The following is a 26,377-nucleotide window of genomic DNA, read 5'->3' as shown; positions in this document are numbered from 1 at the left end:
AAGCCACGGGCGTACCGCACCTGCGGTATGCGCCGCCGACCTGCGCGGTACGAACCGGGGCGGGAGGATGGCCGCATGCTGCTGGCCGACGTCGCACGCGTGTCCCGGGAGGTCGCCGAGACCTCCGCGCGGTCCCGCAAGACCGCCCTGCTCGCGGAGCTCTTCGCAGCCGCGCCGCCCGAGGAGGCCGGCCTGGTCATCTCCTACCTCTCCGGGCGCCTCCCGCAGGGCCGCCCGGGCATCGGCTGGCGCACGCTCGGCCAGGAGGTCGAACCGGCGGCCGACCCCGCCCTGACCGTCCGGGACGTCGACACCGCGGTCGGTGAACTGGCGACGGTGTCGGGCGCCGGCTCCGTGGAGCGGCGCAGCCGGATCCTCGCCGACCTGCTGGGCCGGGCCACTGCGGCCGAGCAGGCGTTCCTGCGCAGCCTGCTGTCCGGCGAGGTGCGCCAGGGCGCGCTCGACGCGGTGGCGCTGGAAGGCGTGGCCGCGGCTGCCGGCGTGCCGGCCGCGGCCCTGCGCCGGGCGGTGATGCTGGACGGCTCGCTGCCCCGGGTGGCGGTGGCCGTACTGGCCGAGGGCGAGGAGGCCCTGCGCACGGTCACGCTGCGCGTCGGGCAGCCCGTACAGCCGATGCTGGCGGGCACGGCGAAATCGGTCGCCGAGGCGCTGGCGGTGCTCGGGCCGTGCGCGGTCGAGGAGAAGCTGGACGGGATCCGGGTCCAGGTCCACCGCGAGGGCGACGACGTACGGATCTACACGCGCTCCCTGGACGAGATCACCGGGCGGCTGCCGGAGGTGGCGGAGCTCGCCCGGTCGCTGCCGGGAGAGCGGTTCATCCTCGACGGTGAGGTGATCGGACGGGCGGCGGACGGCCGGCCCGTCCCCTTCCAGGAGATCGCGAGCCGCGTCGGATCCCGGGTCGACGTCGAGGCCGCCCGCCGTACGCTCCCGGTCGCCCCCTACTTCTTCGACGTCCTGGCCGTGGGCGAGGACGTCCTCCTCGACCTGCCGGTGCGCGAGCGGTACGCGGCCCTCACCGCGCTCGTCCCCGAGGCCGCCCGGGTCCGCCGGCTCGCCGTCGAGGACCCGGGGGAGCAGGGGGCCGAGGCCGAGGAGTTCTGGGCCGAGACGCTGCGCCGCGGCCACGAGGGGGTCGTCGTCAAGGCGCTGGAATCGGCCTACGCGGCCGGCCGGCGCGGCAGGCACTGGCTCAAGGTGAAGCCGGTGCACACCCTGGACCTCGTGGTCCTCGCCGCCGAATGGGGCCACGGCAGGCGCACCGGCCTGCTGTCGAACCTGCACCTGGGGGCGCGTACCGCCGACGGGACGTACGCCATGCTCGGCAAGACCTTCAAGGGACTCACCGACGAGATGCTGCGCTGGCAGACGGAGCGGCTGCGCGAGCTGGCGGTCGACGACGACGGCTTCACCGTCCGGGTCCGTCCGGAACTGGTCGTCGAGATCGCCTACGACGGCCTCCAGCGCTCCTCCCGCTACCCGGCCGGAGTGGCCCTGCGCTTCGCGCGCGTCCTGCGCCACCGCCCGGACAAGACCCCGACCGAGGCGGACACGGTGGACACGGTCCTGGGGTCCCACACGACCTAGGTGTCCTGCCGGGCTCGCGGGGTCCGGCACTGCGCCTCGCCGCGTTGTCCTCGGTCGTCGATGCTCCGCATCGACTCCCTCGTCCGCCTTGCGATCCCCTCGGCCCTGGCGGGCCCGGGGAGACCCCATGGCGCCGGACCCCGTTCCCTGATCCGGGCCTGATCAGCAGGACTCCCCGTAGGGGGATCGCCGGGTTACTCGTCGTCGAGGTCGCTGTCGTCCTCGCGGAGTCTGCGCCATAGGCGGGTGCGGTGGAGTACGTAGAGGGCCGCGAGCAGGAAGGCCACCTGAAGGCCCACGGCCAGCAGCCAGAAGACGGCCCTGCTCTCCAGCTCGTCCGTCAGGTAGGCGAAGTTCATGCCGAAGAACCCCGTCAGGAAGGTCAGCGGCAGGAAGATCGTCGATACCACCGCCAGGCGGTTGATCACGCCGTTCTGGTCGCCCGACACCAGGGAGGAGTAGCTGCCGAAGGCCCGTCGGGCGGTCTCCTGGAGGGACTCGATGTCCGTGAGCACCAGATTCGCGGTGCGCCGGTACTCGCGGACGAGCTGCTCGCGCTCTTCCTGGAAGCCGCGGTTCATCACCCGGCGGGTGACGGTCTCCTCCGCCACCCGGTGGTAGGGGAGGAGGGTGTGGTGCAGCAGGGCCGCGGTACGCCTGAGTCGTGCCAGGCGGTAGATCTGCTCGGGCTCGCGCCGGCGGAACATCTCGTCCTCCAGGTCCTCCACCTCCAGCAGGGCGCGGACGGCGGCCCGGCGGTAGGTCTCCATGGCCTCGTCCAGCAGCAGGAACAGCATGGCCACGGAGTCCCGCGGGCCTTCGAGCGGGAACCGGGCGGTGACGTCCGCGATCAGGGCGGCCGGCCCCCGGTGCACCGTGAGGAGGTACCGCTCGGTCACCAGGGCGTGGACCTGGACGACCCGGTCCGCGTCGACCGCCGGTACGACGAACGCGCCGCTGTCCCCGACGATGTCCGCCCGGGCGGACTCCCCCTTGCGCCCGAGCCATCCCACGCCCTCGGCCTCCAGGCCGAGCAGGTGGACGAGCGGGGGTTCGTCGGGTGCGCCGTCCTCGGGGAGTTCCACGTCCACGAACAGGAAGGGGGACGTGGCGAGACGCGCGCGTGCCTGCGACACGTGGCCGCGGGTCAGGGTGCCCTCCGGCATGGACATCATCGATACGATCATCGTCCCTCGCCGTGGGTCGTGCCGTGGGTCGTGCCGCGGGTCGTGCCGCGGGTCGTGCCATGGGTCATTCGGAGCCGTGGCTCCAGCCTGTACGGAGCGGGACCCCGTGCAACCGCGGTGACGCATTCGCCCGGCAACGGGCCTCGATCAGGTGAGGGCCGGACCTGCGACGCCGGCGCTTTGCCTCAGAGGCAAAGTGGTTTGCCAGGCAGGCAAGAGTCTGGCTCAATCGGGGTATGACACCCGGATCCGACACCGGCCCCGAAGGCGCGGCCGGTACCGACGAACCGGCGGACGAGCTGACCGCCGTCGCCCCGCAACTGCGGGACCTGCGCCGCCGCGCCGGACTCACCCTGGAGGCCGCCGCCGCACGGGCCCGGCTCTCGCCCGCCCACCTGTCCCGCCTGGAGACCGGCCGGCGCCAGCCCTCGCTGCCGCTCCTGCTCGGACTCGCCCGCACCTACGGCACGACCGTCTCCGAGCTGCTCGGCGAGACCCCCGCCGTCGCGGATCCCATCGTACGGGCCGGCGGCCCCGGTGCCCGCGAGGCCGACGGCTGGACGTACTGGCAGGCGGGCGGCTCCGGCCGGGGCATGCAGGCGCTGCGCGTGCACGTGCCGCGCGGCCGCAGCCAGGGCGAGCTGGTCCGCGTACACCCCGGCGAGGAATGGCTGTACGTCCTGGACGGGCGGCTGCGGTTGCACCTGGGCGAGGCCGAGCACCTCCTGGAGCCGGGGGACAGCGCCCACTTCGACTCGCTCACACCGCACCGGATCGGAGCGGCCTCCTCGGGCGGGGCCGACCTGCTCTTCGTCCACACACTGCTGCAGAGCAGTCTCGCCGGGCTGTGCCTCGGCGGCGCCACCACGACGGCGCCGACCACGCCCTCGACCACGCACCACCGATAGCGGAGGAGCCGTACCCATGTCCGGAGCCGAGAAGCCCACGACCGCGACCGCGACGACGTCCGCGACCGCGACGACGTCCACGTCCACGACCGCGACGACGTCCACGACCATACGGGCCCGCTTCGAATCCAAGTTCCCGCGCGGCCTGATCATCCGGCTGATCGCCTACCTGTTCGTCGGCCACCTCTTCGCCTTCTTCGTCTACCTCCTCTTCGTCCTGGGTGGCCAGAACCAGTAACCCGCCGGGGCGGACGAGTTCGGCCCGCGCGACTCTGGCAACGTGAGGGACCTGTGGCTACCCTCCGCGCATGATTTCCACGGTTGTCTGGGGTACCGGCAACGTGGGCCGTCTGGCGATCCGTGCCGTCGAGGCCCATCCCGCGCTCCAACTCTGCGCAGTCATCGTCCACAATCCAGCCAAGGTCGGCCGCGACGCGGGCGAACTCGGCGAACTCGACCGCCTGTTGGGCGTCGAGGCCACCGACGACATCGAAGCCGTCCTGGCCGCCCGCCCCCGCGCCGTCGTGTACGCCGCGTCCGGGGACGTCCGGCCCGACGAGGCCCTGGCCGACATCACCCGCGCCGTCCGGTCCGGGGCGGTCGTCGTCAGCCCCGCCCTGTACCCGCTGTACGACCACCGCAATGCCCCGCCCGAGTTCCGTGACCCGGTGCTCGCCGCCGTCACGGAGGGCGGCGGCTCGCTCTTCGCCTCCGGTGTCGATCCCGGGTGGGGCAACGACGTCCTCCCGCTCCTGCTCAGCGGACTCGGCACCACCATCGACGTCATCCGCTGCCAGGAGATCTTCGACTACTCCACCTACGACCAGCCCGACTCCGTCCGTCACCTCGTGGGCATGGGCCAGCCCTTGGACTACGAGCCGATGATGCTCATGCCCTCCATCCCGACCATGGTGTGGGGCGGGCAGATACGGATGATGGCCCGCGCGCTCGGGGTCGAACTCGACGAGATCCGCGAGACGTCGGACCGCCGGGCCCTCGACACCACGGTGACCACCCGGACCATGGGCGAGTTCGAGGCCGGCACCCAGGGCGCGATCCGCTTCGAGGTGCAGGGCATCGTCGAGGGCGAGCCGCGCATCGTCATCGAGCACGTCACCCGCATCCACCCCTCGTGCGCACCGGACTGGCCCGTGCCGCCCGACGGCGGCGACGGCGCCCACCGGGTGGTCATCGAGGGCCGGCCGCGCATCGAGGTCACCATCGAGGCCACCGACGAGGGCGAGAACCGCTCGGCGGGGGGCAACGCCACCGCCGTGGGCCGCCTCGTCGGCGCCATCGACTGGCTCGTCGAGGCGGAACCCGGACTCTACGACGCCCTCGACATCCCGTTGCGCCCCGCCATCGGCAGACTCGGAAGGAAACAGTCATGAGGATCGACATCCCCGAAGGCCAGCACCCGATCGAGTACGTGTGGGGCGACATGGTCCCCGGCATCGGCATGGCCGCCGCCAACTTCTCCCTGTCGGTGTACGCCCACACCACCCTGGGCCTGCGCGAGTTCGAGGCGGCCCGGCTGCGCGTCGCGCAGATCAACGGGTGCGTCTTCTGCCTGGACTGGCGCACCGAGCGGGACGGGGAGAAGGTCGAGGAGGAGTTCTCCGACGCGGTCACCGACTGGCGCACGACGGACGCGTTCGACGAGCGGACCCGGCTGGCGGCGGAGTACGCCGAGCGGTACACCCTGGACCACCACGGGCTCGACGAGGAGTTCTGGGACCGGATGACCGCGCACTACAGCCAGCTCGAGATCGTGGAGCTGACGATGAGCATCGGGTCCTGGCTGGCCTTCGGCCGCCTCAACCACGTGCTGGGCCTGGACAGCGTCTGCGTGCTGCCCGGGCACTGAGCGGCGGGCGCGCGAAGGCGGTACGCAAGGGCCGCGGGCAAGCAGGGCCGCGGGCACGCATGGGGCGCGGGCAAGCAAAAGGGGCCGTTCGGGAGGTCCGAACGGCCCCGGCCGCTGGGGGGAGGACGCGGCCCTACGGAAGGTCGGTGGCGATGATCTTCTCTATGTTGCGTTCGGCGAGTGCCGTGATGGTGACGAAGGGATTCACGCTCGCGTTGCCGGGGATGAGCGCGCCGTCGATCACGTACAGGCCGGTGTAGCCGTGCAGGCGCCCGTAGTTGTCGGTGGCCCGGTTCAGGACCGCGCCGCCGAGCGGGTGGTAGGTGAGGGTGTCGTTCCAGATCTTGTTGCCACCGAACAGGTCGGTCCGGTAGATCGTGCCCTCCTTCGAGTTGATCTTGTCGAAGATCGTCTTGGCCATGGAGATGGACGGTTGCTTCCAGGCGGTCTGCCAGCTCAGCTCGGCCTTGCCCGTCGCCGCGTTCCAGGTGAACTCGGCGCGGTTCGGGTTCTTGGTGATCGACAGGTAGAACGAGGCGTACGTCTCGATCCCGGTGGGGAGCGGCGCGACCTCGGCGAAGGCACCGCCCGCGTCCCAGTTGTCGATGCCGGAACAGGGGATGGTGGACTGGAGCTTGCCGGTCGGGTCCCACAGGTGGTTGGCGCGGCCGCACATGACGTTGCCGTTCTCGCCCCAGCCCTTGCCCACCTCACCGTTGAGGTTCGGCAGTGCTCCGGTGGCCTTCAGCTTGACCAGCAGCTTGCTGGTGCCGACGCTGCCGGCCGCGAAGAAGACCCGGTCCGCGGTCACGGTCTTGGTGGCCACGGTGTCACCGGTGGTGTTGATCTGGTCGATGGCCACCGTGTAGCCGCCCGCGGCAGTGGGGGAGACCGAGGTGACCTTGTGCAGGGCCGAGATGGCGACCTTGCCGGTGGCCTTCGCCTGGGCGAGGTACGTCTGCACCAGCGACTTCTTGCCGTGGTTGTTGCCGTAGAGGATCTCGCCGGCCAGGGCCGACTTGGTGGCGGTGCCGGCGGCCTCCCGCTCCATGTAGTCCCAGTCGTACACGTCGGGCACGAAGGTCCAGGCGAAGCCGGAGCGCTGGGCGTGCTTGCGGCCGACGCGGGAGAACTGGTAGCAGTCGGCGGTGTCGAACCAGGCCGGGTCGATCATGCCGACCCCGAGGCCGGCATTGGCCCTCGGGTAGTAGGTGTCGTACATCTCGTCGGCGTTCACCGAGGGGAGGACGGCGGCGAAGTTCGCGCGCTTGGGCGTGACCGCCATGCCGCCGTTCACCAGGGAACCGCCGCCGACACCGCGGCCCTGGTAGACCGTGATGCCGGCGAAGTCCTCGGCGTCCAGGATGCCCGTGTACTTCGGGACGTCCTTGTCGATGGGGAAGCCGAGGAAGTTGCTGAGCGGCGCCTTGGTCCGGGTGCGCAGCCAGAAGGAGCGGTAGTCCGGGGTGGTCACCTTCGGGAAGATCTTGCCGTCCGAGCCCGGGGTGTCCCAGGACATGCCCATCTCGATCATCTGCACGTCCACACCCGCCTGCGCCAGTCGCAGGGCCGCGACGGATCCGCCGTAGCCGGTGCCGATGACCAGGACCGGTACGCGGGCGCCGTCGGTGATCGGGCCGGGTGGGGCGGCCGCGTGCGCCGGGGTGATGTGACCCGCCAACGCCACCGCGCCAATAATGGAACCTGTTCTACCGAGGAAACCGCGACGGGAAAGCCCGTTCGAGCCGGTTTTGGGTAGGGATCTTTCGCTCATGTGACGTTCCTCACTCGTGGTGGAATGGGAACGAGTTCTACTGCCGCCCGCGTGTGAAGTCACTACATACGTCTAGGTAACTTTCGGTCGATCACGTGACAGGGGAAGCGGCCGGAGGGCGCCGGACCCGGCCCAGGACCAGCAGCGACGCGACGGCCGCGAAGGCGCACCAGGTGGAGGCGAATTCCAGCCGCCACAGCGCTGAGCAGGCCAGCGCCCCCACTGCCAGCACCACGCCGAGGATCCGCAGCCGCCGGTCACCAGCGAGCAGCAAGGAGCCCAGCGTGGCGAACAGGTAGCCCGCCAGGACCAGCGGCATCCACGGAACATTCACGCCGTAGCCGATGGTGTGGCCCCGGATCTCGGCGGTCACCGTCCGGGTCGCGAGGCAGTACGAGAGCACCGCGGCCGTGGCCAGACCGGCGGCCAGCGGCCCCCACAGGCGCCACCGGACCTCGGGCGCGGCCGCCAGCAGGACCCCGGCCGGCACCCAGAGCGCCAGCAGCGGCAGGGCGATCACGGCCCAGGCGGTGGCGGCCGGCGAGCAGCCGTCGCCCGCCCGCCACACGGCGGCCTCCACCAGCTGGTGCGCACCCAGCAGCAGGGGCAGCGCGGCGATCGGCAGATCACGGGCCCGCCGCACCCGCGCCACGCACACGATCCCGGCGGCGCAGATCGCCGTGCCCGCCACCAGGTCGGCCGTCGCGCTCCAGCACACGGGATCAGCCGCGCCGCTCGGGGGGTTCGAGCGGGGGAGAGACCAGTGCGCAGTGCATCTGGCACTGCGGGTGGCACGCCGCTTCGGGCGCGGGGGAGCGTACGGTCGTCCACGCCACGACCGCGCCGACCAGCAGCGCCCCGGCGCACCAGGGCATGGCCCGGCCGAACGCCGCGTCGAACTGGGTCGCCGAGCGGTACGACTCCGGGCCCATCCCGGCCAGCAGCGGCAGAGCCGCCACCGCGAGCAGTCCGGCGGCCCGCGCCGCGGCGTTGTTGATGCCGCTGGCCAGACCTGCCCGGCCGGGGTCCACCGAGGACAGCACGGTCGCCGTCAGCGGAGCCACCAGGGTCACCATGCCCATGCCCAGTACCACCATCGCGGGCAGCACGTCGGCCACGTACGAGGCCTGCGGCCCGATCCGCAGCATGAGCAGCATTCCGGCCGCGCACAGCATCGGCCCCACCGTGAGCGGGATCCGGGGACCGATCCGCTCACCGAACTCGCCCGAGCGGGCCGACAGCAGGAGCATCAGCACGGTCGTCGGCAGCAGTGCGGCCCCGGCCCCCAGTGCCGAGTATCCGGCCACCACCTGGAGCTGGAGCACGATGAGGAAGAAGAACCCGCCGAAGGCCGCGTACACGCACAGCGTCACCAGATTGACGGCCGTGAACTGCCGGGACGCGAAGATGCCCGGCGGCACCATCGGATCGGCCCGCCGCCGTTCCACGAGGACGAAGGCGACGCCCAGCAGGATCCCGCCCACCGCCGCGACGATCACCGAGGGCGACCCCGTGGGGGCCTCGATCAGCGCGTAGGTGATCAGGGCGAGGGAGCCCGCGCCGAGCGCCGCCCCGGCCACGTCGAAGCGTCCGTGCGCCTGCGGGTCCCGCGATTCCGGTACGTGCCGCAGCGCCACCGGCACGCACAGCGCGGCCACGGGCACGTTCAGCAGGAACACCCACCGCCAGCCCGGTCCGTCCACCAGCCAGCCGCCGAGGAAGGGCCCCACCGCCGCGCCCACCCCGCCCAGGCCCGACCACAGGCCCACCGCCCGGCCCCGGTCCGCGGCCCGGATCGAGCCCTGGATCAGGGCCAGGGAGCCGGGTGTCAGCAGCGCCCCGCCGACGCCCTGCAGGGCCCGGGCGGCCACCAGTACCCCGGCGTTCGGTGCGAGCCCGCAGAGCAGCGAACCCACCGCGAACCACACGACGCCCAGCACGAAGATCCGGCGCCGCCCGAAGCGGTCGCCCAGCGCCCCGCCGACCAGGATCAGCCCGGCCAGGGTGAGCAGGTAGGCGTTCACCGTCCACTGGAGCACGGCCAGGTCGGCGTCGAGGTCCTCCCCGATGCGGGGCAGCGCCACGTTGACCACGGTCGAGTCGAGCATGGCCATGGTCGACCCGAGCACGGTGGTCAGCAGGATCCACCGGCCGCGGGCGGACGCCAGCCGGACATCGGGGACATAGGGCTCGGCGGCGGCGGTCATGACTTCAGGCTGGCCCGCCCGGCCGGTACGGGCCACCGGGGGCGCGCCGGAGGACGGCTGAAAAGCCCCCCTTGTAATGAGCATGACGCCTCGTTCACCATGACCCGCGCACGTCACGCGCACCCTTCCCGCACAACCCGCACACGGCGTACGAGGAGACAACACGTGGCCCAACGCAACAACCGGTCCTCACGGTCCTCAGGATCCACGGGACCGTCACGGCCTTCCCGGTCCTTACGCACGGCGCTCGCCGCCCTCACCTCGGTCCTGCTCCTGCCGATCGGCGCGGGCGTCGCCGCGGCCGCGCCGGACCCGGTCCCCGGACCGAGCGCCGCCGAGCTCAAGATCGAACCCAAGCTCCGCACCCAGCTCGACGAATCCGCCAAGGCCGCCTTCTGGGTCTACCTCGACAGCGCCGCCGACCTCACCGCCGCGGGGAAGCAGCAGACCCGCGCCGCCAAGGCCGAAACGGTTCTGCGGATCAAGAAGGACCACGCCGCGCGCAGCCAGGCCGAGGTCGTGAAGGCCTTGCAGGGCGCCGGCGCCGAGTACACCTCGTACTGGATCGTGAACGCCGTCCGCGTCGTCGGCAGCCAGAAGCTCGCCGGGACCCTCGCCCAGCGCCCCGAGGTCGCCCGGATCGACGCCGACGACAAGGTCGACCTCCCCGAGCCCACCGGGGGCAAGCGGGAGAAGGCCGTCGCCGACGCCATCGAGTGGAACATCGACCGGATCAAGGCCCCGCAGGTCTGGGACCAGGTCGGTGTGCGCGGTGAGGGCATCGTCGTCGCCAACATCGACAGCGGCGTGGACTACACGCACCCGGCCGTGAACAACCAGTACCGCGGCAAGAAGGCGGACGGCACCTACGACCACGCCTACAACTGGTTCGACCCGGCGGGCGTGTGCACCACCGCGGCCCCCTGCGACAACAACGACCACGGCACCCACACCATGGGCACGATGGTCGGCGACGACGGCGGCGCCAACAAGATCGGCGTGGCCCCCGGCGCCAAGTGGATCGCGGCCAAGGGCTGCGAGTCGAACTCCTGCTCCGAGGCCTCCCTCCTCGCCTCCGGCCAGTGGATCGTCGCCCCGACCGACTTGAACGGCCAGAACCCGCGCCCGGACCTGGCCCCGCACATCGTCAACAACTCCTGGGGCGGGAGCGGCGGCGACACCTGGTACCAGCAGATCGTCGACACCTGGCGGGCCGCCGGCATCTTCCCGGCCTTCTCCAACGGGAACTCCGGCCCGAGCTGCAACACCGCCGGCTCGCCCGGCGACTACGCCAGCTCCTACAGCTCCGGCGCCTTCGACATCAACAACGCCATCGCCTCGTTCTCCTCGCGCGGCGCGGGCCCCGGCGGCATCGTCAAGCCCAACATCGCCGCCCCCGGCGTGAACGTGCGCTCCTCCGTCCCCGGCGGCGGGTACGAGGCCTTCTCCGGCACCTCGATGGCCTCGCCGCACACCGCGGCCGCCGTGGCCCTGCTCTGGTCCGCCGCGCCCGCCCTGGAGGGCGACCTCGCGCAGACCGAGTCGCTCCTGGACGGCACCGCCCTGGACACCGACAGCAGCCAGTGCGGTGGCAACGCCGCCGACAACAACGTCTTCGGTGAGGGCCGCCTCGACATCCTCGCCGCCGTGAACGCCGCCCCGCGCGGCGCCATCGGCTCGCTCGGCGGCACCGTACGCTCCGGCGACCAGCCCGTCGCCGGCGTGAAGATCACCGCCGACGGCCCGATCGACCGTACGACCACCACCGCGGCCGACGGCACCTACCGCTTCGCCTCCCTCTCGGTCGGCGACTACACCCTGACCGCCGCCAAGTTCGGCTACGGCCAGCAGACCGCCACGGCCACGGTGACCGAGAACGGCACCGCCACGGGCGACTTCACCCTCACCCAGGCCGCCTCCGGCAAGCTCACCGGCACGGTCTCCTCGGCCGCCGGCCCCGCCGCCGGCGCCTCCGTCACCGTCGCGGACACCCCCGTGACCGCGACCACCGACGCCCAGGGCCGCTTCGAGGTCACCCTGCCGCACGGCACGTACGACGTGAACGCCACCCACGCCTCCCGCTGCCTCACCGGCGGCACGGCGAAGGTCACCGTCGCCGGCGACGCCACCGTCGCGGTGAACCTGCCCGAACGCACCGACGGCTACGGCTACGCCTGCGCCGCCGCCGGCGACCGCCCGTACGCCGAGGGCACCCGCCAGCTCGCGCTCACCGGTGACAACACCACCGAGCGCGTCGACCTGCCCTTCCCGCTCCCCCTGTACGGCAAGACGTACGGCCAGGCGTGGATCGGCACCAACGGCACCGTCAGCTTCGGCGGCAACAACACCGGCGACATCAACGGGGACCTCCCGAGCACGGCCACGCCCAACGCGGCCCTGTACCCGTTCTGGGACGATCTGGTCGTCGGTGCCCCGGGCAGCGGCTCCGGTGTCTTCACCGCCGTCACCGGCACCGCCCCGCACCGCAGCTACGTGATCGAGTGGCGCCAGGTGTCCCACTGGTCGGCCCAGGCCGACAAGTTCTCCTTCTCGGCCACGGTCGGCGAGGACGGCACCGTCTCCTACTCCTACAAGGGGACCGGCGGCACCGGCATCAAGGGCGGCTCCACGGCCACGGTCGGCGTGGAGAACGCGACCGGCACCGACGCCTTCAAGTACTCCTACAACACCGCGGCCATCACGGACGGCCTGTCCATCGCCTTCCGCACCACCAAGAGCGGCGTGGTGGCGGGCCGGGTCCTCGACGCCAACGACGGCAACGGCGTCGCGGGCGCCACGGTGACCGTCGGCACGGGTGACTCGGCGGTCTCCGCGACCACCGCGGCGGACGGCGGATACGTCGTCCAGAGCCCGTCGGGCTCGCTGCCCGTCTCGCTGGCGGCACCCCAGTACGAGTCCGCCACGGCGACGGTGAACATCAAGGCCGCCGACGTGACGTCCGTGACGCAGTCCCTGCGCACCGGAAAGGTGACGGCGTCCAAGCCGTCCGTGGAGGTCGTCCTCCCGGCGAACCAGCAGCGGACGCGGACCCTGGACCTGACCAACCCGGGCCTCGGCACCGCGTTCACGGTGTCCGAGGACGCGACCTGGCTGACCGCCACACCGGCCACCGGCAACCTGGCGACCGGCGCGAAGGTCCCGGTCACCCTCTCGGTGGACACCACCGGACTGACCCCGGGAGCGGTCCTGACCGCCGACCTGAAGATCACCTCGGCGAGCGGCCGGACCCCGGTCCTCTCCGTCCCGGTGAAGGTCGTCGTTCCGCGCTACCAGGTCGGCCTGGACGCCGGATCCGGCTACGCCACGACGGACAGCCTGGGTGACACCTGGTCCCCGGACCGCAAGTACACGGCCGGCTCGTACGGCTACCAGGGCAACGGCACCGTCCAGTCCACCGGCCGCACCATCGCCGGCACGGACGACCAGCGGCTGTTCCGCAACGCCCGTGAAGGCATGTACGAGTACCGCTTCGACAACGTGCCGAACGGTACTTACACGGTGGAGCTGGGCTTCGCGGAGCTCTCCTCCACCAAGCCGAACAAGCGCGTCTTCGACGTCCTGGCCGAGGGCACGCAGGTCTTGCCCTCCCTGGACATCTCCCTGGAGGCGGGCACCTACAAGGCCCTGACCCGCACGTACACGGTCACGGTCACGGACGGGGTGCTCAACGTCCGCTTCGTCACGCACAGCGGATTCGGCAAGCCCCTGCTGAACACCCTGCGGGTGACGGACCGCCCTGACAAGAGCTAGTCCGCCGACAGGAGGGGGCGGGGTGCCGGCGGGCACCCCGCCCCTTCCGCGTGCGCGGGGGCATGCGGGTGGGGGCATTCGGGTGGCCGGACCGCGGACCGGGCCGCGACCTGCCGCAAGGCCGCCCTCCGGCTCGTTACCGTGGGCGACCATGACCTCCTTGTGCGACCGGGACACCGCCGTCCGTGCCCTCGTGGAGAGCGCCGACCCCGGGGCGGTGTGGGCCGTCGGCGGACCCGAGGGACCACAGGCGGGTTCGGAGGCCGGACATCCCGCCGGCGCCTCCTTCGACGTAGGAGGCCTGGCCGATGTGATCGCGCTCTGGCCGGCCCTCGGCGCCCTCGTCGACGAGGGCGCCCTGCGGCTGCACACGCCGCTCGCCGCGTACGGGGAGGCTGCCGCCGCGGACACCCCCGCCGGGACCACCGCCCACCACCTCCTCACACATCCGGGTGGGACCCCCGCCCTCACCCGCCTCGCCGAGCACCTCTCCGGCAGCCCGCTCGCCGACCTCGCGGCCACCCGGGTGTGGCACCCCCTGGGCATGACCGGAACCGGCTTCGCCGACGGCACCCTGCGCGCACCCCTCACCGACCTGGTCCGCTTCCTGTGCCACCTCCTGGCTCCGGCGGACCCGGCGGGCGCGGTCGGCGCGGCGGGCGCGGAGGGGATCAGCCGCGCCTGGACGGCCGAGTCGCTCCGCATCCGCACCGGCGAACTCACCCCCGCCCGCGGCCTGCTCTGGCACCCCGCCCCGCACGGCGTCTGGACCCACCACGCCCCGCACGACGGCGGCCCGGCCCTGTGGGTCTCCCCCCGCCACCACCGCTGGGCGGTCCTCCTCCCGTCGGACGGGCAGGGCCCGCTGCGCACGGCCTTCCGGGAGGCCGTCTTCGCCCCCACCCACGCTGCATGAGGGCCTGCGCCCGGGCCGCCCCCGCCGCAGGACGAGATCGCAGCGGGCCTGTGCGAGGCCATCACCCGCGCTCCCCGTGGGCCCTGCGCAACGCGGTCCTCGGGGCGCGGAATGCGCAGGTGGGACGTACGGTGATGCCGTTGTCGCCGAGCGTTGTCGCTCCCGCCGCGGAGGTACACGGATGCGTACGGTCCAAGGGGCCGCCCTCGACGGGCTCCGAGCCCGGGTACGGGCCCTCGCCGCCCGGCGGCGTCCCGAGCGAGTCGGTCGGTCACCCCGCAGTGAGGCACTGCTCGCGGACCGCGGGCCCGCCCTGCCGGGGCCGGGCGCGGGAGGCCCCGACCGGCGGACCTTCGTAGGGCCGTCGTTCCGGTACGCGGCCGCGGCCCCCCGAAGCACCGGCCGCGCCCCCCTCGCCCCCCTCGCCGACCTCGGCGAGCTGCTGCGCGGCCTCGCCCGGTCCCGCCCCGGCGAGGTACGTGCCTCCGCCGCCGCGCTGCGCGCCCTGCGCGCCCGTCACGGGGACGCGCCCGCCCTCCTGCGCACCCGGTCCGGGCGGACCGTGCTCGTGCTCCTCGACCCGCAGGACCTGCGCCGGTTCTACGCCGAGCCCGTCAGCGTCCTCGCCGCCGCCCTGCCCGGCAAGTGCCGGGGCTCCCTCCCCGAGGAGAGCGCCGACTCCGACTCCGGCTGCGCGCGCAGCGAACCCGGTGCCGGGCGGCGGCAGGTCAGCGCCGAGGTGCTGGCCGCGGACCTGCCCGTGCACCCCTCCTGCGGGCCCTTCCTGGCGGCCCTCGCCGAGGAGGCCCGGCACCTGGCAGCCGCCCCCACCCTCGACCTCGCCCGCACCCGGTACACCGTGCACCGGGCCGCCCGGCGGATCGTGCTCGGCGACGCGGCCGCCGGTGACGAGGAACTCACCGGATGGCTCACCCAGCTGCGCGCCGAGGGCGGCGGCCCGCGCGGCGGCCGGGTCCGGGCCGCCCGCTCCGCGCGCTCCGTCCAGGACAAGGCCCGCGCCCGCATCGAGGAGTACGCCGCCCGCGCCGGCGAGGACACCCTGGCCGGCCGGGCCGCCCGCCACGCCGACCCCACCGGGAGCCTCGACCCCGTCGGCCAGGCCCAGCACTGGTTGCTGGCCATGGACGCCGTCCCGGAGACCCTGCTGCGCACGCTGCTCCTGCTCGGGGCGCACCCCGCGGAGCAGGACCTGGCCGCGGCCGAGGCGGTCGCGGAGGTCGCCGCCGGCGCCGACCGGGGCCGGCTGCCCCGGCTGCGGGCCTGCGTACGGGAGTCCCTGCGGCTGTACCCGGTGGTCCCCGACCTGATCCGCGTCACCCGGGCCGAGACCGAATGGCGGGGAGTGCGCTACCCGGCCGGCACCTCGGTGCTGCTGCCCGTCGCGTTCCACCAGCGCGACCCCGAACGGGTGCCGGCCGCGCACGTGTTCGTGCCCGGCCGCTGGAAGAACCCGGGCGCGGACCAGGACATGCGGATGGCGCCCTTCAGTCACGGCGCCGGCCGCTGCCCGGGCGACCAACTCGGGCTGATGATGACGGCCGCGCTCTGCGCCGCGGTGCTGCGGAGCCGCCGTGTCGCGGGCACCCGCCCGGTGCTGGACCCGGTGGGACCGCTGCCCGCGACGCTCGACCCGCACGGGATCCGGCTCACGCTCACCCGCCGCTGACGCCCCCGGACCGCTGGACCGCCGGAACTGCTGGACCGCCGGATTGCCGGATTGACGGACTGCTGGACCCGACCGCCCCCGAACCCCTGCCGACCCCCACGAGGATGACATGCCCGACGCCGCGACCTCCGCGTCCACCGCCGCGGACATCGACCTGCTCGACGCCCCGTGCCGCGCCCTCGCCGAGGCCGCCGACGCGGTCGGCGAGGCCGCCCGCTACGCCTCCGGCCTGGCCTTCGGCGCCCGGTTGCCCGCGGCCGCCCTCGCCCGGGGCGGCCGGACCAGGCTCGGCTGGCGCACCCTGCTGCGTACGCTCACCGACCCGGCCGGCCTCGGCTGGGCGCCGCGCGGCCGGGGCGTGGCGCGGGCCGGCCGGCTCGCCGGAATCATCGCGGGCCGGGAGAGCCTCGCCATCAGCATCGCGGTCTGCGGACTCAAGGCCCGGATCCGGGCCGCGAGCGCGGGCCGCCCCGAGCTCCTCGAGGACCCCGGCGCGGCCGCCGTCCTCGGCGCCGTCGGGGCGGGCCGCCAGGCGGAGGCCGCCCGGCTGTTCCGCGCCATCATGCGGGAGCGGGGAGCCGAGCACGCCTTCTCGCTGCTGGCCCCGTCCTTCGCCGACATCATCGCCTGGAACGCCCTGACCGACACGAACCCCTTCAACGACCACGCCGGCTGGCAGGTTGCCACCGGCCGGGCCGAGACCGCCGAACCCGTCCTCGGGCTCGGCGCCGCCTTCTGGGCCTTCTGCGACCGCGGCCCGGGCCTGCCCGAACGGCCCCCGACGGGGCCCGCGTCCACCGGCCGTCCGGCCCGCCGCCGCATCGCCCAGGTGGCGGCGCGGCCGGCGCCCCGACCGCCGGACGGCGGCCTGAGCGGCCGCGCCGCCGCGTTGCGCACCCATGCGTTCCGGCTGCACGGGGTGTCGGGGACGCCGGAGTGGCACGGCCCGGAGACGGAGGCGCTGCGCGCCGAGGTCGCCAGGCTCGCGACCCGCTGCGCGACGGCCGCGGGGGGCCTCGCCCTGGCCGCCGCCCAGTTGCAGGACCGGCGGGAGAACAGGCGCGAGAAGCTGCGCGAGAATCGGCGGCAGGACCGCGGGCAGGGACGGCTACAGGACCAGTGACAGCAGCAGGACGAAGCCCAGGCCGACCACCGAGATGATGGTCTCCATCACCGACCAGGTCTTCAGGGTCTGACCGACGGTCATCCCGAAGTACTCCTTGACCAGCCAGAAACCGGCGTCGTTGACGTGGCTGAAGAACAGGGAGCCGGACCCGATGGCCAGGACCAGCAACGCGGTCCCGGTGGTGGACATGTCCGCCGCGAGCGGGGCGACGAGCCCGGCCGCCGAGATGGTGGCCACCGTCGCCGAGCCGGTGGCCAGGCGGATGGCCACGGCGATCAGCCAGGCCAGCAACAGGGTGGGAACGGCCCAGTCCTTCGACACGTCCAGGATCATCTGGCCCACGCCCACGTCGATCAGCGTCTGCTTGAAGCCGCCGCCCGCGCCCACGATCAGCAGGATGCCCGCGATCGGCGCCAGTGACTTCTCCACCGTGGTCGAAATGCGTGCCCGGGTGAAGCCGGCCGCCCGGCCGAGGGTGACCATGCCCACCAGTACTGCCGTGAGGAGGGCGATCATCGGGGAGCCCGCGACATCGGTCACGCGCTGCACCGGGTCGGCCGGATCGTCGACCACGATGTCGACCAGGGCCTTGACGAGCATCAGGGCCACCGGCAGCAGCACGGTGAACACCGTGGCGCCGAACCGGGGTCGGCGCTCCAGCTCCGCCGAGGGGCGCGGCGCGATCATGTGCTCCGGCGCCGGGACGTCCACCCAACGGGCCGCGTACCGGGAGAACAGCGGCCCGGCGATGACCACGGTCGGGATCGCCACGAGCACACCGAGCGCGAGGGTGACCCCGAGGTTCGCGTCGAGCGCGTCGATGGCGACGAGGGGTCCGGGGTGCGGCGGGACCAGTCCGTGCATCACCGACAGGCCGGCCAGCGCCGGTATGCCGATCCGCATCAGGGAGTAGTTCCCCCGCTTGGCCACCAGCAGCACCACCGGTATCAGCAGCACGATGCCGACCTCGAAGAAGAGCGGCAGCCCGATCACCGAGGCGATGACGACCATCGCCCACGGCATGGCCCGGCCCTTGGCCCGGGCGAGGATCGTGTCCACGATCTCGTCCGCCCCGCCCGAGTCGGCGAGCAGCTTGCCGAGGATCGCGCCGAGCGCGATCAGTACGCCTACACCGGCGACCGTGGCGCCGAGTCCCGTGGTGAAGCTGGCGATCGTCTTGGCCAACGGCGCGCCCGCGAAGACCCCGAGGGCCAGTGACCCGATCGTCAGGGCCAGGAAGGCGTGCATCTTGAGACGGGTGATGAGCAGGACGATGACGGCTATGCCCGCCAGGACGGATATCCCGAGCCGGACGTTCCCGGCCGAGGTGATCGGTCCGGTGGCGGCCGCTGCCAGAGTCTCGACGCTGAGACCGGTCACGGTGGTGGTTCCTCAGTTCTCGTGTGGGGTGAGTGCGTGCAGGGCGGACAGCGCCCGCCCGGCGACGTCCTCGGAGGTGCCGGACACGTCGACGGCGACGCCGGGTTCGTCCTCCTGGAGCGGCTCCAGCGTGGCGAACTGAGAATCCAGCAGAGTGGTGGGCATGAAGTGGCCCCTGCGCTCCGCCATGCGCTTCTCGATCAGCGGCCGGTCGCCGGTGAGGTGGACGAAGACGACCCCCGGGGCTGCGGCACGCAGCCGGTCACGGTAGGCGCGCTTGAGGGCGGAGGCGGCGATGACGCCGCCGCGCAGGCCGCCGCGGTTGCGGATCCACTCGCCGATGGCGTCCAGCCAGGGTCCGCGATCGGCGTCGTCCAGCGGGATGCCGGCCGACATCTTGGCGACGTTGGCGGCCGGATGGAAGGCGTCGCCCTCCGCGTACGGAACGCCGACGGCCTCGGCGAGCAGCCGGCCCACGGTCGTCTTGCCGGTACCGGCCACGCCCATCACCACAATGACGCGCTGGGGGCTCACGTCTACCTCGCTGTCCTCGTCGACATCGTTCGTGTGGCATCACTGAAGCGCATTAAGTACTACGTATTCAAGTGTCAGGTCGGAAACATCACATCTTTTGTTGGTGGAGGCGTCACCGTACGCTTACGCCATGACCACCGAAGGCAGTCCTGGACAGGGGCAGGGGCTCCACACCCACGTGCTGGACACCCTCGGGCTCGCGATCACGGCGGGGGAGTACCCGCCCGGCAGCGTCCTGCGCACGGACGAGATCGCCGAACGCTTCGACGCCTCCCGCACCGTCGTGCGGGAGGTCGTCCGCGTCCTGGAGTCGATGCACCTGGTCGAGTCTCGCCGCCGGGTCGGCGTCACGGTGCGGCCCACCGAGGAGTGGAACGTCTACGACCCGCGCGTGATCCGCTGGCGGCTGGCCGGCACCGACCGGCCCCGGCAGCTGCGTTCCCTCACCGTGCTGCGCTCCGCGATCGAACCGGTGGCGGCCGGGCTCGCCGCGCGGCTGGCCACGCCGCAGCAGTGCGCGGAACTCACCGAGGCAGCCCTCGGCATGGTCCGCACCTCCCGCGGCCACCAGCTGGAGGGCTACCTGCGGCACGACATCGCCTTCCACCGCGTCGTACTCAACGCCTCCGGAAACGAGATGTTCGCCCGCCTCGGCGACGTGGTCGCCGAGGTCCTGACCGGCCGCACCGAACACGCGGTGATGTTCCACGATCCCGACCCCGCCGCCGTCACCCTGCACGTCCAGGTGGCCGAGGCGGTGCGCGAGGGGGACGCGGCGCGCGCCGAGGCGCTGACCCGCCGCATCGCGGTGGGCGCGCTGGAGGAACTGGACGTACTCGCGCCCTGAACCCCCGCGCGCCCGGTGCGGGGGCACGGGGTCAGCCGCAGCCCCCGCAGCCGCCGCATCCCCCTCCGCAGCCCCCGCCCGAGGAGGAGTCGGAGCTGCGCGACTCCTCCCGTTCCCGGGCCCGTTCGCGCCTGCGCTCCTCCTCCCGGCGCGCCTGCTCCCGTACTGACTCCCGGTACGAGCCGCCCGCCGGCTTCCACCCGCCCAGCCCGTGGCGCCGGCGGGGGAGCAGCGGGGCGGCCGTGACCAGCGGGACGAGCCGGATGCCCTGCTCGTACGTGGCGCTCTCCACGACGACCTCCGCCCCCTCGTGCACCGGTCCGTACAGGACGGCCTGGAAGGGCTCCCGTCCCGGGTCGATGTCGTGGTGGGCCGTGCGCAGGGTCTGTTCGGAGCCGCCGAGCAGCACCCGACGCCCCGTCACGGTGTCCCGGACCCGGGGGAAGAGGGCGATCAGGGGCGGCCCGTCGGTGGAGACGGCGTCCGGGTACAGCCAGTGGTGGCCGGACGCGGCGGCCCGTACGCCGACCAGGAGCACGGGCTGCGGCCCTGCCCGCAGGCGGCGAGCCGCCCGGCTCGCCGCCAGGCCCCGGCCGAGCATCGTGCTGCCGGCGACCAGCAGGATCGCGGCGGGCAACCGCCCGTCGAAGGGACCGTGGGAACCGCTGAGGGCCTGGGCGGCCGCCAGGCAGCACACGCACCCCAGGACGATGCCCGGCAGCCCGCGGCGCAGGTGCCCGACGGGCAGCGTGGCGGGCAGCGGGAAACGGGCGGACCCGGCCGCGGCCAGGGCCAGTTCGCGCTGGCGGCGGCGGGCGCGCAGGCGCAGTACTGCCCCGGTGAACGCCCACGCGGCGAGGACGAGGGCCAGGCCGTGACCGGCCCGGACCGCGGTGTCGGAGGTACCGGGCAGGGCGCGGGCGGCATCGGCCGCGAGGGCGAGTGAGGCGAGCAGGGTGGCCACCGGAAGGTGCCGGAACCAGAGCGGCAGCGCGGCCAGCAGGACGGCGGCCGCGTAGGCCCGTCCTTCACCTCCCTGCCGGACCGTCAGCAGGATCGAGACGACGACGGGGCCCACGAGGAGCCGGCTGCCGGCGACGGGCGCGAACACCGCCGGAACACCGGCCCGGAGCCAGCGCCGCGCGTGGTCGACACCCCACACCGCGACCGGGCCCTCCGGTATCGCCGCTGTGGGCAGGTGCTTGACGTAGTCGGTCACGGCGCCAGTATGTGAGCCCCGTGCCGCGGCCAGAAGGGGCGGCCGCGGCACGGAATCGCTACGGCCGCTTCCGGCCGTCAGGTGTTCAGGTGTTCAGGTGGGCGGGTGTTCAGGTGGATCAGACGTCGAGCGCGGCGAGTTCGAGTGCGCCGAGCCGCTCCGGCTCCGCCACGATGTCGATTTCGGTGATCAGCCCGTCCTCGATCGTGAAGCCGAGGACCAGGAACAGCCGTCCCAGCGGCGCCATGGCCAGGCCGACCGTCCCGTCGACGAGGGCCGGCGCGGTGGCCCGCGCCCGCTGCATGGCGGCCATCGCACTCGTGGCGACGGTGACGGCGCCGCGCAGCAGGATGGGGGCCGGGGTGGGAACGACGGCCGTGTCGGCGCGGAGCACCACATCGGGATGCAGCAGGGTGACGAGCGCGTCGAAGTTCCCGCCGCGGGTGGCGGAGAGGAAGGCCTCCACCACGTGGCGCCGGCGGGTCAGGTCGGCCTCGGGCACCAGTGGCGCCCCCTTGACCCGGCGGCGGGCACGGCTCGCGAGCTGACGGGTCGCCGCCGGGGTCTTCTCGATCATCGGGGCGATCTCGTCGAAGGGCACGGCGAACAGGTCGTGCAGTACGAACGCGAGCCGTTCGGCGGGCGCCAGCCGGTCGAGCACCACGAGCAGCGCCAGCCCGACCGAGTCGGCCATCACGGCCTCCTGCTCGGGGTCCACCGTGTCCTCGGGGCTGCCGGCGGGGTCGGTGGGGTACGCGTCCATGGAGTCCTCGCGCCGGGACGCGCGCGAGCGGAGCATGTTCAGGCACACGCGCGAGACGACGGTCGTCAGCCATCCGCCGAGGTTCTCCACCTCGCTGATGTCGGACCGGCTCAGCCGCAGCCAGGTCTCCTGAACCGCGTCATCGGCCTCGGCGAGCGAACCGAGCATGCGGTAGGACACTGCTCTCAGATGAGAGCGGTGCTCTTCGAAACGCTCCGTCAGCCACGCGTTCCCGTCCACGGATCCCCCCACGTCGATTGCCTGCGGTGATCATCAAAACAGATCACGGGGCTACTGGATAATGGTTCCCGAACAGCTCAAGCGAGTGGAGACGCCGGAGCCACACCGTGGTCCGGCAGGAGAGGGAGCGCCCGATGGACGTGCAGCACTTCGAGCGGATCACCGCATTCATCGAGGCGCGGCTCACCCCGCTGTTCGACGAGGCGACGGGCAGCGAGCACGGCTTCGCCATGGACGACACCTCCCGCGCCCTGCGTGCCCTGCGCAACTCCGTCCTGGAGGCCTCGGCGATCAGGGGCCTCATCGAGAAGCGCGAATCGGCCGACCCGGCCATGCGTCGTGTCATCGACCAGTCCGTGGAGCACAACTGGGACGTGCTGCGCGGAATCGCCCGCCAGTGGGAGGACCACGCGGACTTCCGCCACGAGTTCAAGCACCACGCGTGGGAGCTCGACCACCACCACGCGGCCGCGGAGGCCTGAGCCCACCGCCGAGCACGCCCCCGGGTACGCCTGTGTTCAGCCGTCGACGCGGTGCTTGCCGAGCCGGGCGACCATCTCGGGGTCGCGGTGGTCGAAGAACAGCGACGCGCCGGTGTCGAGGCCGGCGATCTGCGCCATCTGCTCGTCGGTGAGTTCGAAGTCGAAGACGTCGAAGTTCTGCGCCATCCGCTCGGGGCTGACCGACTTCGGGATCGTGACGATGTCCCGCTGGATCAGCCAGCGCAGGACCACCTGGGCGGCGGACTTGTCGTGCGCCTTGCCGATCCCGCTGAGGACGGGGTGGGTGAACAGGTCGTTCCTGCCCTCGGCGAATCCGCCCCAGGACTGGTGCTGGACGCCGTGCTCGCGCATCAGGTCGTGGTCGGTGGTGCGCTGGAAGAAGGGGTGGGTCTCGATCTGGTTGACCGCCGGGGCGATCTCGTTGTTGAGGACGAGGTCCACGAGCCGGTCGGGGTAGAAGTTGGCGACCCCGATCGCCTTGGCCAGCCCCTCGCGGTTGGCGGCCTCCATCGCGCGCCACTGCCCGTAGACGTCCCCGTAGGGCTGGTGCATCAGGTACAGGTCGACGTGGTCCAGGCCCAGTCTGGTCAGGGAGGTCTCCAGGGCGCGGCGGGTGTTGTCCTGCGCGGGTGCGTCCTGGACCCACAGTTTGGTGGTGACGAACAGTTCCCCGCGCGGGATACCGGCGGCATGGATGGCGCGGCCGACGGCTTCCTCGTTGCCGTAGGCGGCCGCGGTGTCGAGGAGCCGGTAGCCGGCGGCGAGGGCGTCGGCGACGGCCTGCTCGGTCCGGTCCGGCGGGATCTGGTAGACGCCGAAGCCGAGGATGGGCATCTGGATGCGGTTGTTCAGGGTGACGGTCTGCACGGGTCGCTTCCTTGTCGTCCGGGTGGTGGGGGAGGGGAGTGGCCGTACTGGTTTCGCTTCAGCCTCCGGCGGGGACACGGCCGGGCCGGCGACCGCGGTCGGTGCGGGCGGCGTGGGTGGCGTGCAGGAGGCGGGTGGTCACGGGCGCACCAGCACCTTCAGGCGGCTGCGGTCGTCCATCGCCCGGTAGGCGTCGGCGACCCGGTCCAGACCGACCTCGGCGTCGAACACCCGGCCCGGGTCGATACGGCCCTCCAGCACGTCGGGGATGGCCTGCTCGATGTACGCGCGTACCGGAGCCGGCCCGCCGGTCAGGCCCGCGTTCTTGCCGAACAGCGACCCGAAGCCGACCGGTGCCTCCTCGTACTGCGGGACGCCGACGCGGGAGATGATCCCGCCGGGGCGCACGATGCCGTACGACTGCTCGTAGGCCGGCATCAGCCCGACCGCCTCCAGCACCACGTGCGAGCCCTCGCCGCCGGTCAGGTCCATCACCCTGGCGATGCCCTCCTTGCCGCGCTCCGCGACCACATCGGTCGCGCCCCACTCCTTGCCGAGGTCGGTGCGGGAGGTGTGGCGGCCCATGAGGATGATCTTCTCGGCGCCCATGCGGCGGGAGGCGAGCACAGCGGACAGCCCGACGGCGCCGTCGCCGATCACGGTCACGGTCTTGCCTGCCTCGACGCGGCCCATGTGGGCGGCGTGGTAGCCGGTCAGGTAGACGTCGCTCAGGGTGAGCAGTGAGGGCAGCAGTGCGGGGTCCACGTCCGCGGGGAGCTTCACCAGGGTGCCGTCGGCCTGGGGGACGCGGACGGCCTCCGCCTGGCCTCCGCCGACCCCGTTGACCCCGTACCAGCCGCCGTGGGGGCAGGCGGTGTGGAAGCCGTCCCGGCAGATCGGGCAGGTGTTGTCGGCGTACGCGAACGGGGAGACGACGAAGTCGCCGCGCTTCAGACCGCGCACCTGGGAGCCGGTCTCCTCGACGACGCCGAGGAACTCGTGTCCCATCGGCACACCCCGGTCGGTCTTGTTCATGGAGTGGTAGGGGTGCAGGTCGGAGCCGCAGACACAGGCCAGGGTGATGCGGACGATCGCGTCCGTCGGCTCGACGATCTCGGGGTCGGGGACGTTCTCGACGCGGACGTCGCCGGGGCCGTACATGAGAGTGGCACGCATGAGCGATCCTGCCTTTCGTGGGGGCGGGGTCCGAGCCGGTCAGCGGGGTTCGAGGCGCAGGCTGCCGTTGGGCCGTTCGGATGCACGGTCCGGCTCCTCGGCCGCGGCGATCCTCTCCGGCGCGGTGCCGTGCCAGTCCGTCATCGCCGTTCCCTTCCGCTGCGCCGGGCCAGGTGCCGGGACTCCGACCTGCCGTGTCGGCGTTCACCATGTCCACCGTTCCCCGCACGCCGGGAGCCCGCCATCGGAGAGGAGCCGGGGCGCCCCGGGTCGCGACGGGCCGGCAGGGCCCGGCCGGGGCCCTTCACCCGCCGGACGGGACCTGCGGGAGGCGGCCGGTCACCACCACGTTGCCGTCCGGGGTGCGCCGTGCGAGGTCGCCGGTGCGGAAGTAGCCGTCGGAGGTGAAGGAGTGCGCGGTGTGGTCGGGCGCCCGGTAGTAGCCGCGCGGGGTGCCGGGACCGCGGGCGAGGAGTTCGCCGGGCTCCCCGTCGGGCACGTCCCTGCCGTCCGCGTCGACCACGCGGATCTCGTCGTCGGGCGAGAGCGGACGGCCCTGCGTGCCGAGCACCGTCTCCTGCGGGTCGGCGGGCCGGGTGAGCGTGAGCAGGCCCTCGGCCCGGCCGGACACCTGCTGCAGACGGCAGCCCAGTTCGGGGCCCACGCGCGCCGCGGTCGCCCGCGGCAACGGGGCACCGCCGACCTGTACGAGGCGCAGACTGCGCAGGTCGGCCCCGACCGTGGCGGCCGCGTCGAGCCACAGCCGTGCGGAGGCGGGCAGCAGCGAGGTGACGGTGACCCGCTCCCGTTCGACGACGGGCAGGCACGCGGCGGGTTCCGGACCTTCGGCGAGGACGACGGTGCCGCCGGCCGAGAGGGTGCCGACGATGCCGGGGCAGCCGAGGGCGAAGTTGGACTCGGCGGGCAGCGCGGCCAGGTACACGTCGTTCTCGGTGAGAGCCACGAGCTCGGCGGCGGCCCGCACCTGGTAGGCGTAGTCGTTGTGGGTGCGCGGTACGAGCGCGGGCTCCGCGCCGCTCCCCGCGTCCCCGGCGAGCAGGAAGAACGCCACCTGATCGGCACTCTGCGCGAGCGGCCGCCCGGGCGGGGAGTCCACGGAGGCGAGGGGGTAGTAGTGGCAGCCCGCCGCATCGATCGTGAACCCGCCGTACGGAGACGCTTCGCCCGGGGCCTCCAGGGTGAACACGCGCCGCAGGAAGGGCCCTCGGGCCGCGATGTCCGCCGCCATCGCCGTGAGGTCGAAACCCCGGTGGGTTGCGGGACCGACGTGGCCGACGGCTTGGCTGACCCGCACGAGGTGGGACACCAGCTCCGTCCGGTGCGTCACCGGGCAGAGCACGGGGACCGCGCCGATGCGCATCAGCGCGAAGACGGTGACGACGAACTCGGGCACGTTCGGCAGTTGGACGACGACCCGCTGCCCGGGCCGCAGGCCGCGCAGCCGGAACCCCGCGGCCATCCGGTCCACCCGCCGGTTCAGGTTCGCGTACGTGATGCGGCCGCCGCCGTGGACGAGCGCGGTCCGCGGCCCGTGGTGCCGGGCCCAGTCGCGGAGCAGGTTGTCCAGCGTGTTGCCACGCCAGTGACCGGCCGCCCAGTAGCGGTCGACGAACGCCTCGGGCCAGGGCGTACAGCCGTCGAGCATGGGTGTCATTCGCTTCCTCTGGACCGACCTCGCCGTGTTGACCTCGGCAAGCCAAGCCCTCAACACGCCGCCGCGCAATGCGCGTTCCGGACCATGGGCGCGCCGGGCGCTCGGTGGAAAGTCCAACGACC

22 protein-coding genes are annotated in these 26,377 nt (G+C 73.0%); 11 read left to right on the top strand and 11 right to left on the bottom strand.

The window, feature by feature from the left end; all coding sequences use genetic code 11:
- The first annotated feature begins 75 nt into the window (after nucleotides 1-75).
- Nucleotides 76-1,608 (top strand): ATP-dependent DNA ligase, encoded by a 1,533-nt coding sequence (locus tag B6R96_RS02355; protein WP_081521374.1) that lies wholly within the window; start codon nucleotides 76-78, stop codon nucleotides 1,606-1,608.
- A 194-nt stretch (nucleotides 1,609-1,802) separates the two neighbouring features.
- Here B6R96_RS02355 and B6R96_RS02350 read toward each other — a convergent pair whose 3' ends face one another.
- Nucleotides 1,803-2,783, bottom strand: a complete 981-nt coding sequence (locus B6R96_RS02350) for a magnesium transporter CorA family protein (RefSeq protein ID WP_237291288.1) — start codon at nucleotides 2,781-2,783, stop codon at nucleotides 1,803-1,805.
- A gap of 248 nt (nucleotides 2,784-3,031) precedes the next feature.
- On the opposite strand from B6R96_RS02350, the gene B6R96_RS02345 reads away from it, so the two are divergent.
- The 4 genes from B6R96_RS02345 to B6R96_RS02330 all read left to right on the top strand — a co-directional run bounded on the left by B6R96_RS02345 (nucleotide 3,032) and on the right by B6R96_RS02330 (nucleotide 5,570).
- The gene (locus B6R96_RS02345; RefSeq protein ID WP_081521373.1) at nucleotides 3,032-3,703 is read left to right on the top strand and encodes a helix-turn-helix domain-containing protein; all 672 of its coding nucleotides are present in this window, start codon (nucleotides 3,032-3,034) and stop codon (nucleotides 3,701-3,703) included.
- A gap of 16 nt (nucleotides 3,704-3,719) precedes the next feature.
- Nucleotides 3,720-3,941, top strand: a complete 222-nt coding sequence (locus B6R96_RS38930; RefSeq protein ID WP_443069880.1) for a DUF6126 family protein — start codon at nucleotides 3,720-3,722, stop codon at nucleotides 3,939-3,941.
- 70 nt (nucleotides 3,942-4,011) lie between these two features.
- Complete coding sequence (locus B6R96_RS02335) at nucleotides 4,012-5,094, top strand: NAD(P)H-dependent amine dehydrogenase family protein (protein WP_081521372.1); 1,083 nt, start codon at nucleotides 4,012-4,014, stop codon at nucleotides 5,092-5,094.
- Nucleotides 5,091-5,570, top strand: a complete 480-nt coding sequence (locus B6R96_RS02330; RefSeq protein WP_030384846.1) for a carboxymuconolactone decarboxylase family protein — start codon at nucleotides 5,091-5,093, stop codon at nucleotides 5,568-5,570. The genes B6R96_RS02335 and B6R96_RS02330 overlap by 4 nt, the downstream gene beginning before the upstream one ends.
- Nucleotides 5,571-5,703: 133 nt before the next feature.
- Here B6R96_RS02330 and B6R96_RS02325 read toward each other — a convergent pair whose 3' ends face one another.
- The 3 genes from B6R96_RS02325 to B6R96_RS02315 form a co-directional block, all read right to left on the bottom strand.
- Entirely contained in the window at nucleotides 5,704-7,344 is a 1,641-nt protein-coding gene (locus B6R96_RS02325; protein WP_081521371.1) for a GMC oxidoreductase, read from the bottom strand.
- Between the two features lie 91 nt (nucleotides 7,345-7,435).
- Nucleotides 7,436-8,062, bottom strand: coding sequence for a DUF6629 family protein (locus B6R96_RS02320; protein WP_081521370.1), 627 nt, complete (start codon nucleotides 8,060-8,062; stop codon nucleotides 7,436-7,438).
- 4 nt (nucleotides 8,063-8,066) lie between these two features.
- Nucleotides 8,067-9,551: a DHA2 family efflux MFS transporter permease subunit gene (locus tag B6R96_RS02315; protein WP_081521369.1), complete on the bottom strand. Its 1,485-nt coding sequence runs from the start codon at nucleotides 9,549-9,551 to the stop codon at nucleotides 8,067-8,069.
- Nucleotides 9,552-9,716: 165 nt separating this feature from the next.
- Here B6R96_RS02315 and B6R96_RS02310 point away from each other — a divergent pair, with 165 nt between their 5' ends.
- The 4 genes from B6R96_RS02310 (at nucleotide 9,717) to B6R96_RS02295 (ending at nucleotide 17,048) form a co-directional block, all read left to right on the top strand.
- On the top strand, nucleotides 9,717-13,322 hold the full coding sequence (locus tag B6R96_RS02310) for a S8 family serine peptidase (RefSeq protein ID WP_237291287.1): 3,606 nt from the start codon (nucleotides 9,717-9,719) through the stop codon (nucleotides 13,320-13,322).
- A gap of 151 nt (nucleotides 13,323-13,473) precedes the next feature.
- Complete coding sequence (locus tag B6R96_RS02305; RefSeq protein ID WP_159396260.1) at nucleotides 13,474-14,238, top strand: hypothetical protein; 765 nt, start codon at nucleotides 13,474-13,476, stop codon at nucleotides 14,236-14,238.
- Nucleotides 14,239-14,419: 181 nt separating this feature from the next.
- Nucleotides 14,420-15,925: a cytochrome P450 gene (locus tag B6R96_RS02300; RefSeq protein WP_081521366.1), complete on the top strand. Its 1,506-nt coding sequence runs from the start codon at nucleotides 14,420-14,422 to the stop codon at nucleotides 15,923-15,925.
- A gap of 109 nt (nucleotides 15,926-16,034) precedes the next feature.
- Nucleotides 16,035-17,048: a hypothetical protein gene (locus tag B6R96_RS02295; protein ID WP_081521365.1), complete on the top strand. Its 1,014-nt coding sequence runs from the start codon at nucleotides 16,035-16,037 to the stop codon at nucleotides 17,046-17,048.
- Here the strand turns inward: B6R96_RS02295 and B6R96_RS02290 are convergent.
- Nucleotides 17,034-18,431, bottom strand: a complete 1,398-nt coding sequence (locus tag B6R96_RS02290) for a GntT/GntP/DsdX family permease (RefSeq protein WP_081521364.1) — start codon at nucleotides 18,429-18,431, stop codon at nucleotides 17,034-17,036. The two genes, B6R96_RS02295 and B6R96_RS02290, sit on opposite strands and share 15 nt — an antisense overlap.
- A 12-nt stretch (nucleotides 18,432-18,443) precedes the next feature.
- Nucleotides 18,444-18,938 (bottom strand): gluconokinase, encoded by a 495-nt coding sequence (locus B6R96_RS02285; RefSeq protein ID WP_443070008.1) that lies wholly within the window; start codon nucleotides 18,936-18,938, stop codon nucleotides 18,444-18,446.
- Nucleotides 18,939-19,095: 157 nt separating this feature from the next.
- Between B6R96_RS02285 and B6R96_RS02280 the strand changes: the two genes are divergently transcribed.
- Nucleotides 19,096-19,812: a FadR/GntR family transcriptional regulator gene (locus B6R96_RS02280; RefSeq protein WP_030384856.1), complete on the top strand. Its 717-nt coding sequence runs from the start codon at nucleotides 19,096-19,098 to the stop codon at nucleotides 19,810-19,812.
- A 31-nt stretch (nucleotides 19,813-19,843) separates the two neighbouring features.
- Here the strand turns inward: B6R96_RS02280 and B6R96_RS02275 are convergent, their stop codons facing one another.
- Both B6R96_RS02275 and B6R96_RS02270 read right to left on the bottom strand, forming a co-directional pair.
- Nucleotides 19,844-21,031 (bottom strand): hypothetical protein, encoded by a 1,188-nt coding sequence (locus B6R96_RS02275; RefSeq protein ID WP_081521362.1) that lies wholly within the window; start codon nucleotides 21,029-21,031, stop codon nucleotides 19,844-19,846.
- A gap of 118 nt (nucleotides 21,032-21,149) precedes the next feature.
- The gene (locus B6R96_RS02270) at nucleotides 21,150-22,034 is read right to left on the bottom strand and encodes a sigma-70 family RNA polymerase sigma factor (protein WP_081521361.1); all 885 of its coding nucleotides are present in this window, start codon (nucleotides 22,032-22,034) and stop codon (nucleotides 21,150-21,152) included.
- Between the two features lie 134 nt (nucleotides 22,035-22,168).
- Here B6R96_RS02270 and B6R96_RS02265 point away from each other — a divergent pair, with 134 nt between their 5' ends.
- On the top strand, nucleotides 22,169-22,516 hold the full coding sequence (locus B6R96_RS02265; RefSeq protein WP_053703282.1) for a hypothetical protein: 348 nt from the start codon (nucleotides 22,169-22,171) through the stop codon (nucleotides 22,514-22,516).
- A 36-nt stretch (nucleotides 22,517-22,552) separates the two neighbouring features.
- Here the strand turns inward: B6R96_RS02265 and B6R96_RS02260 are convergent, their stop codons facing one another.
- The 3 genes from B6R96_RS02260 to B6R96_RS02250 form a co-directional block, all read right to left on the bottom strand.
- Complete coding sequence (locus tag B6R96_RS02260; RefSeq protein ID WP_081521360.1) at nucleotides 22,553-23,404, bottom strand: aldo/keto reductase; 852 nt, start codon at nucleotides 23,402-23,404, stop codon at nucleotides 22,553-22,555.
- Between the two features lie 138 nt (nucleotides 23,405-23,542).
- Nucleotides 23,543-24,580, bottom strand: coding sequence for an alcohol dehydrogenase catalytic domain-containing protein (locus tag B6R96_RS02255; RefSeq protein ID WP_203351582.1), 1,038 nt, complete (start codon nucleotides 24,578-24,580; stop codon nucleotides 23,543-23,545).
- A gap of 304 nt (nucleotides 24,581-24,884) precedes the next feature.
- The gene (locus B6R96_RS02250) at nucleotides 24,885-26,255 is read right to left on the bottom strand and encodes a (2,3-dihydroxybenzoyl)adenylate synthase (protein ID WP_237291286.1); all 1,371 of its coding nucleotides are present in this window, start codon (nucleotides 26,253-26,255) and stop codon (nucleotides 24,885-24,887) included.
- Between the last annotated feature and the right edge of the window lie 122 nt (nucleotides 26,256-26,377).

The sequence above is a fragment of the Streptomyces sp. Sge12 genome (genome assembly GCF_002080455.1).
Lineage (GTDB): Bacteria > Actinomycetota > Actinomycetes > Streptomycetales > Streptomycetaceae > Streptomyces.
Note: the sequence above shows the minus strand (reverse complement) of the source record. Positions and strands in the feature narration are given on the sequence as shown.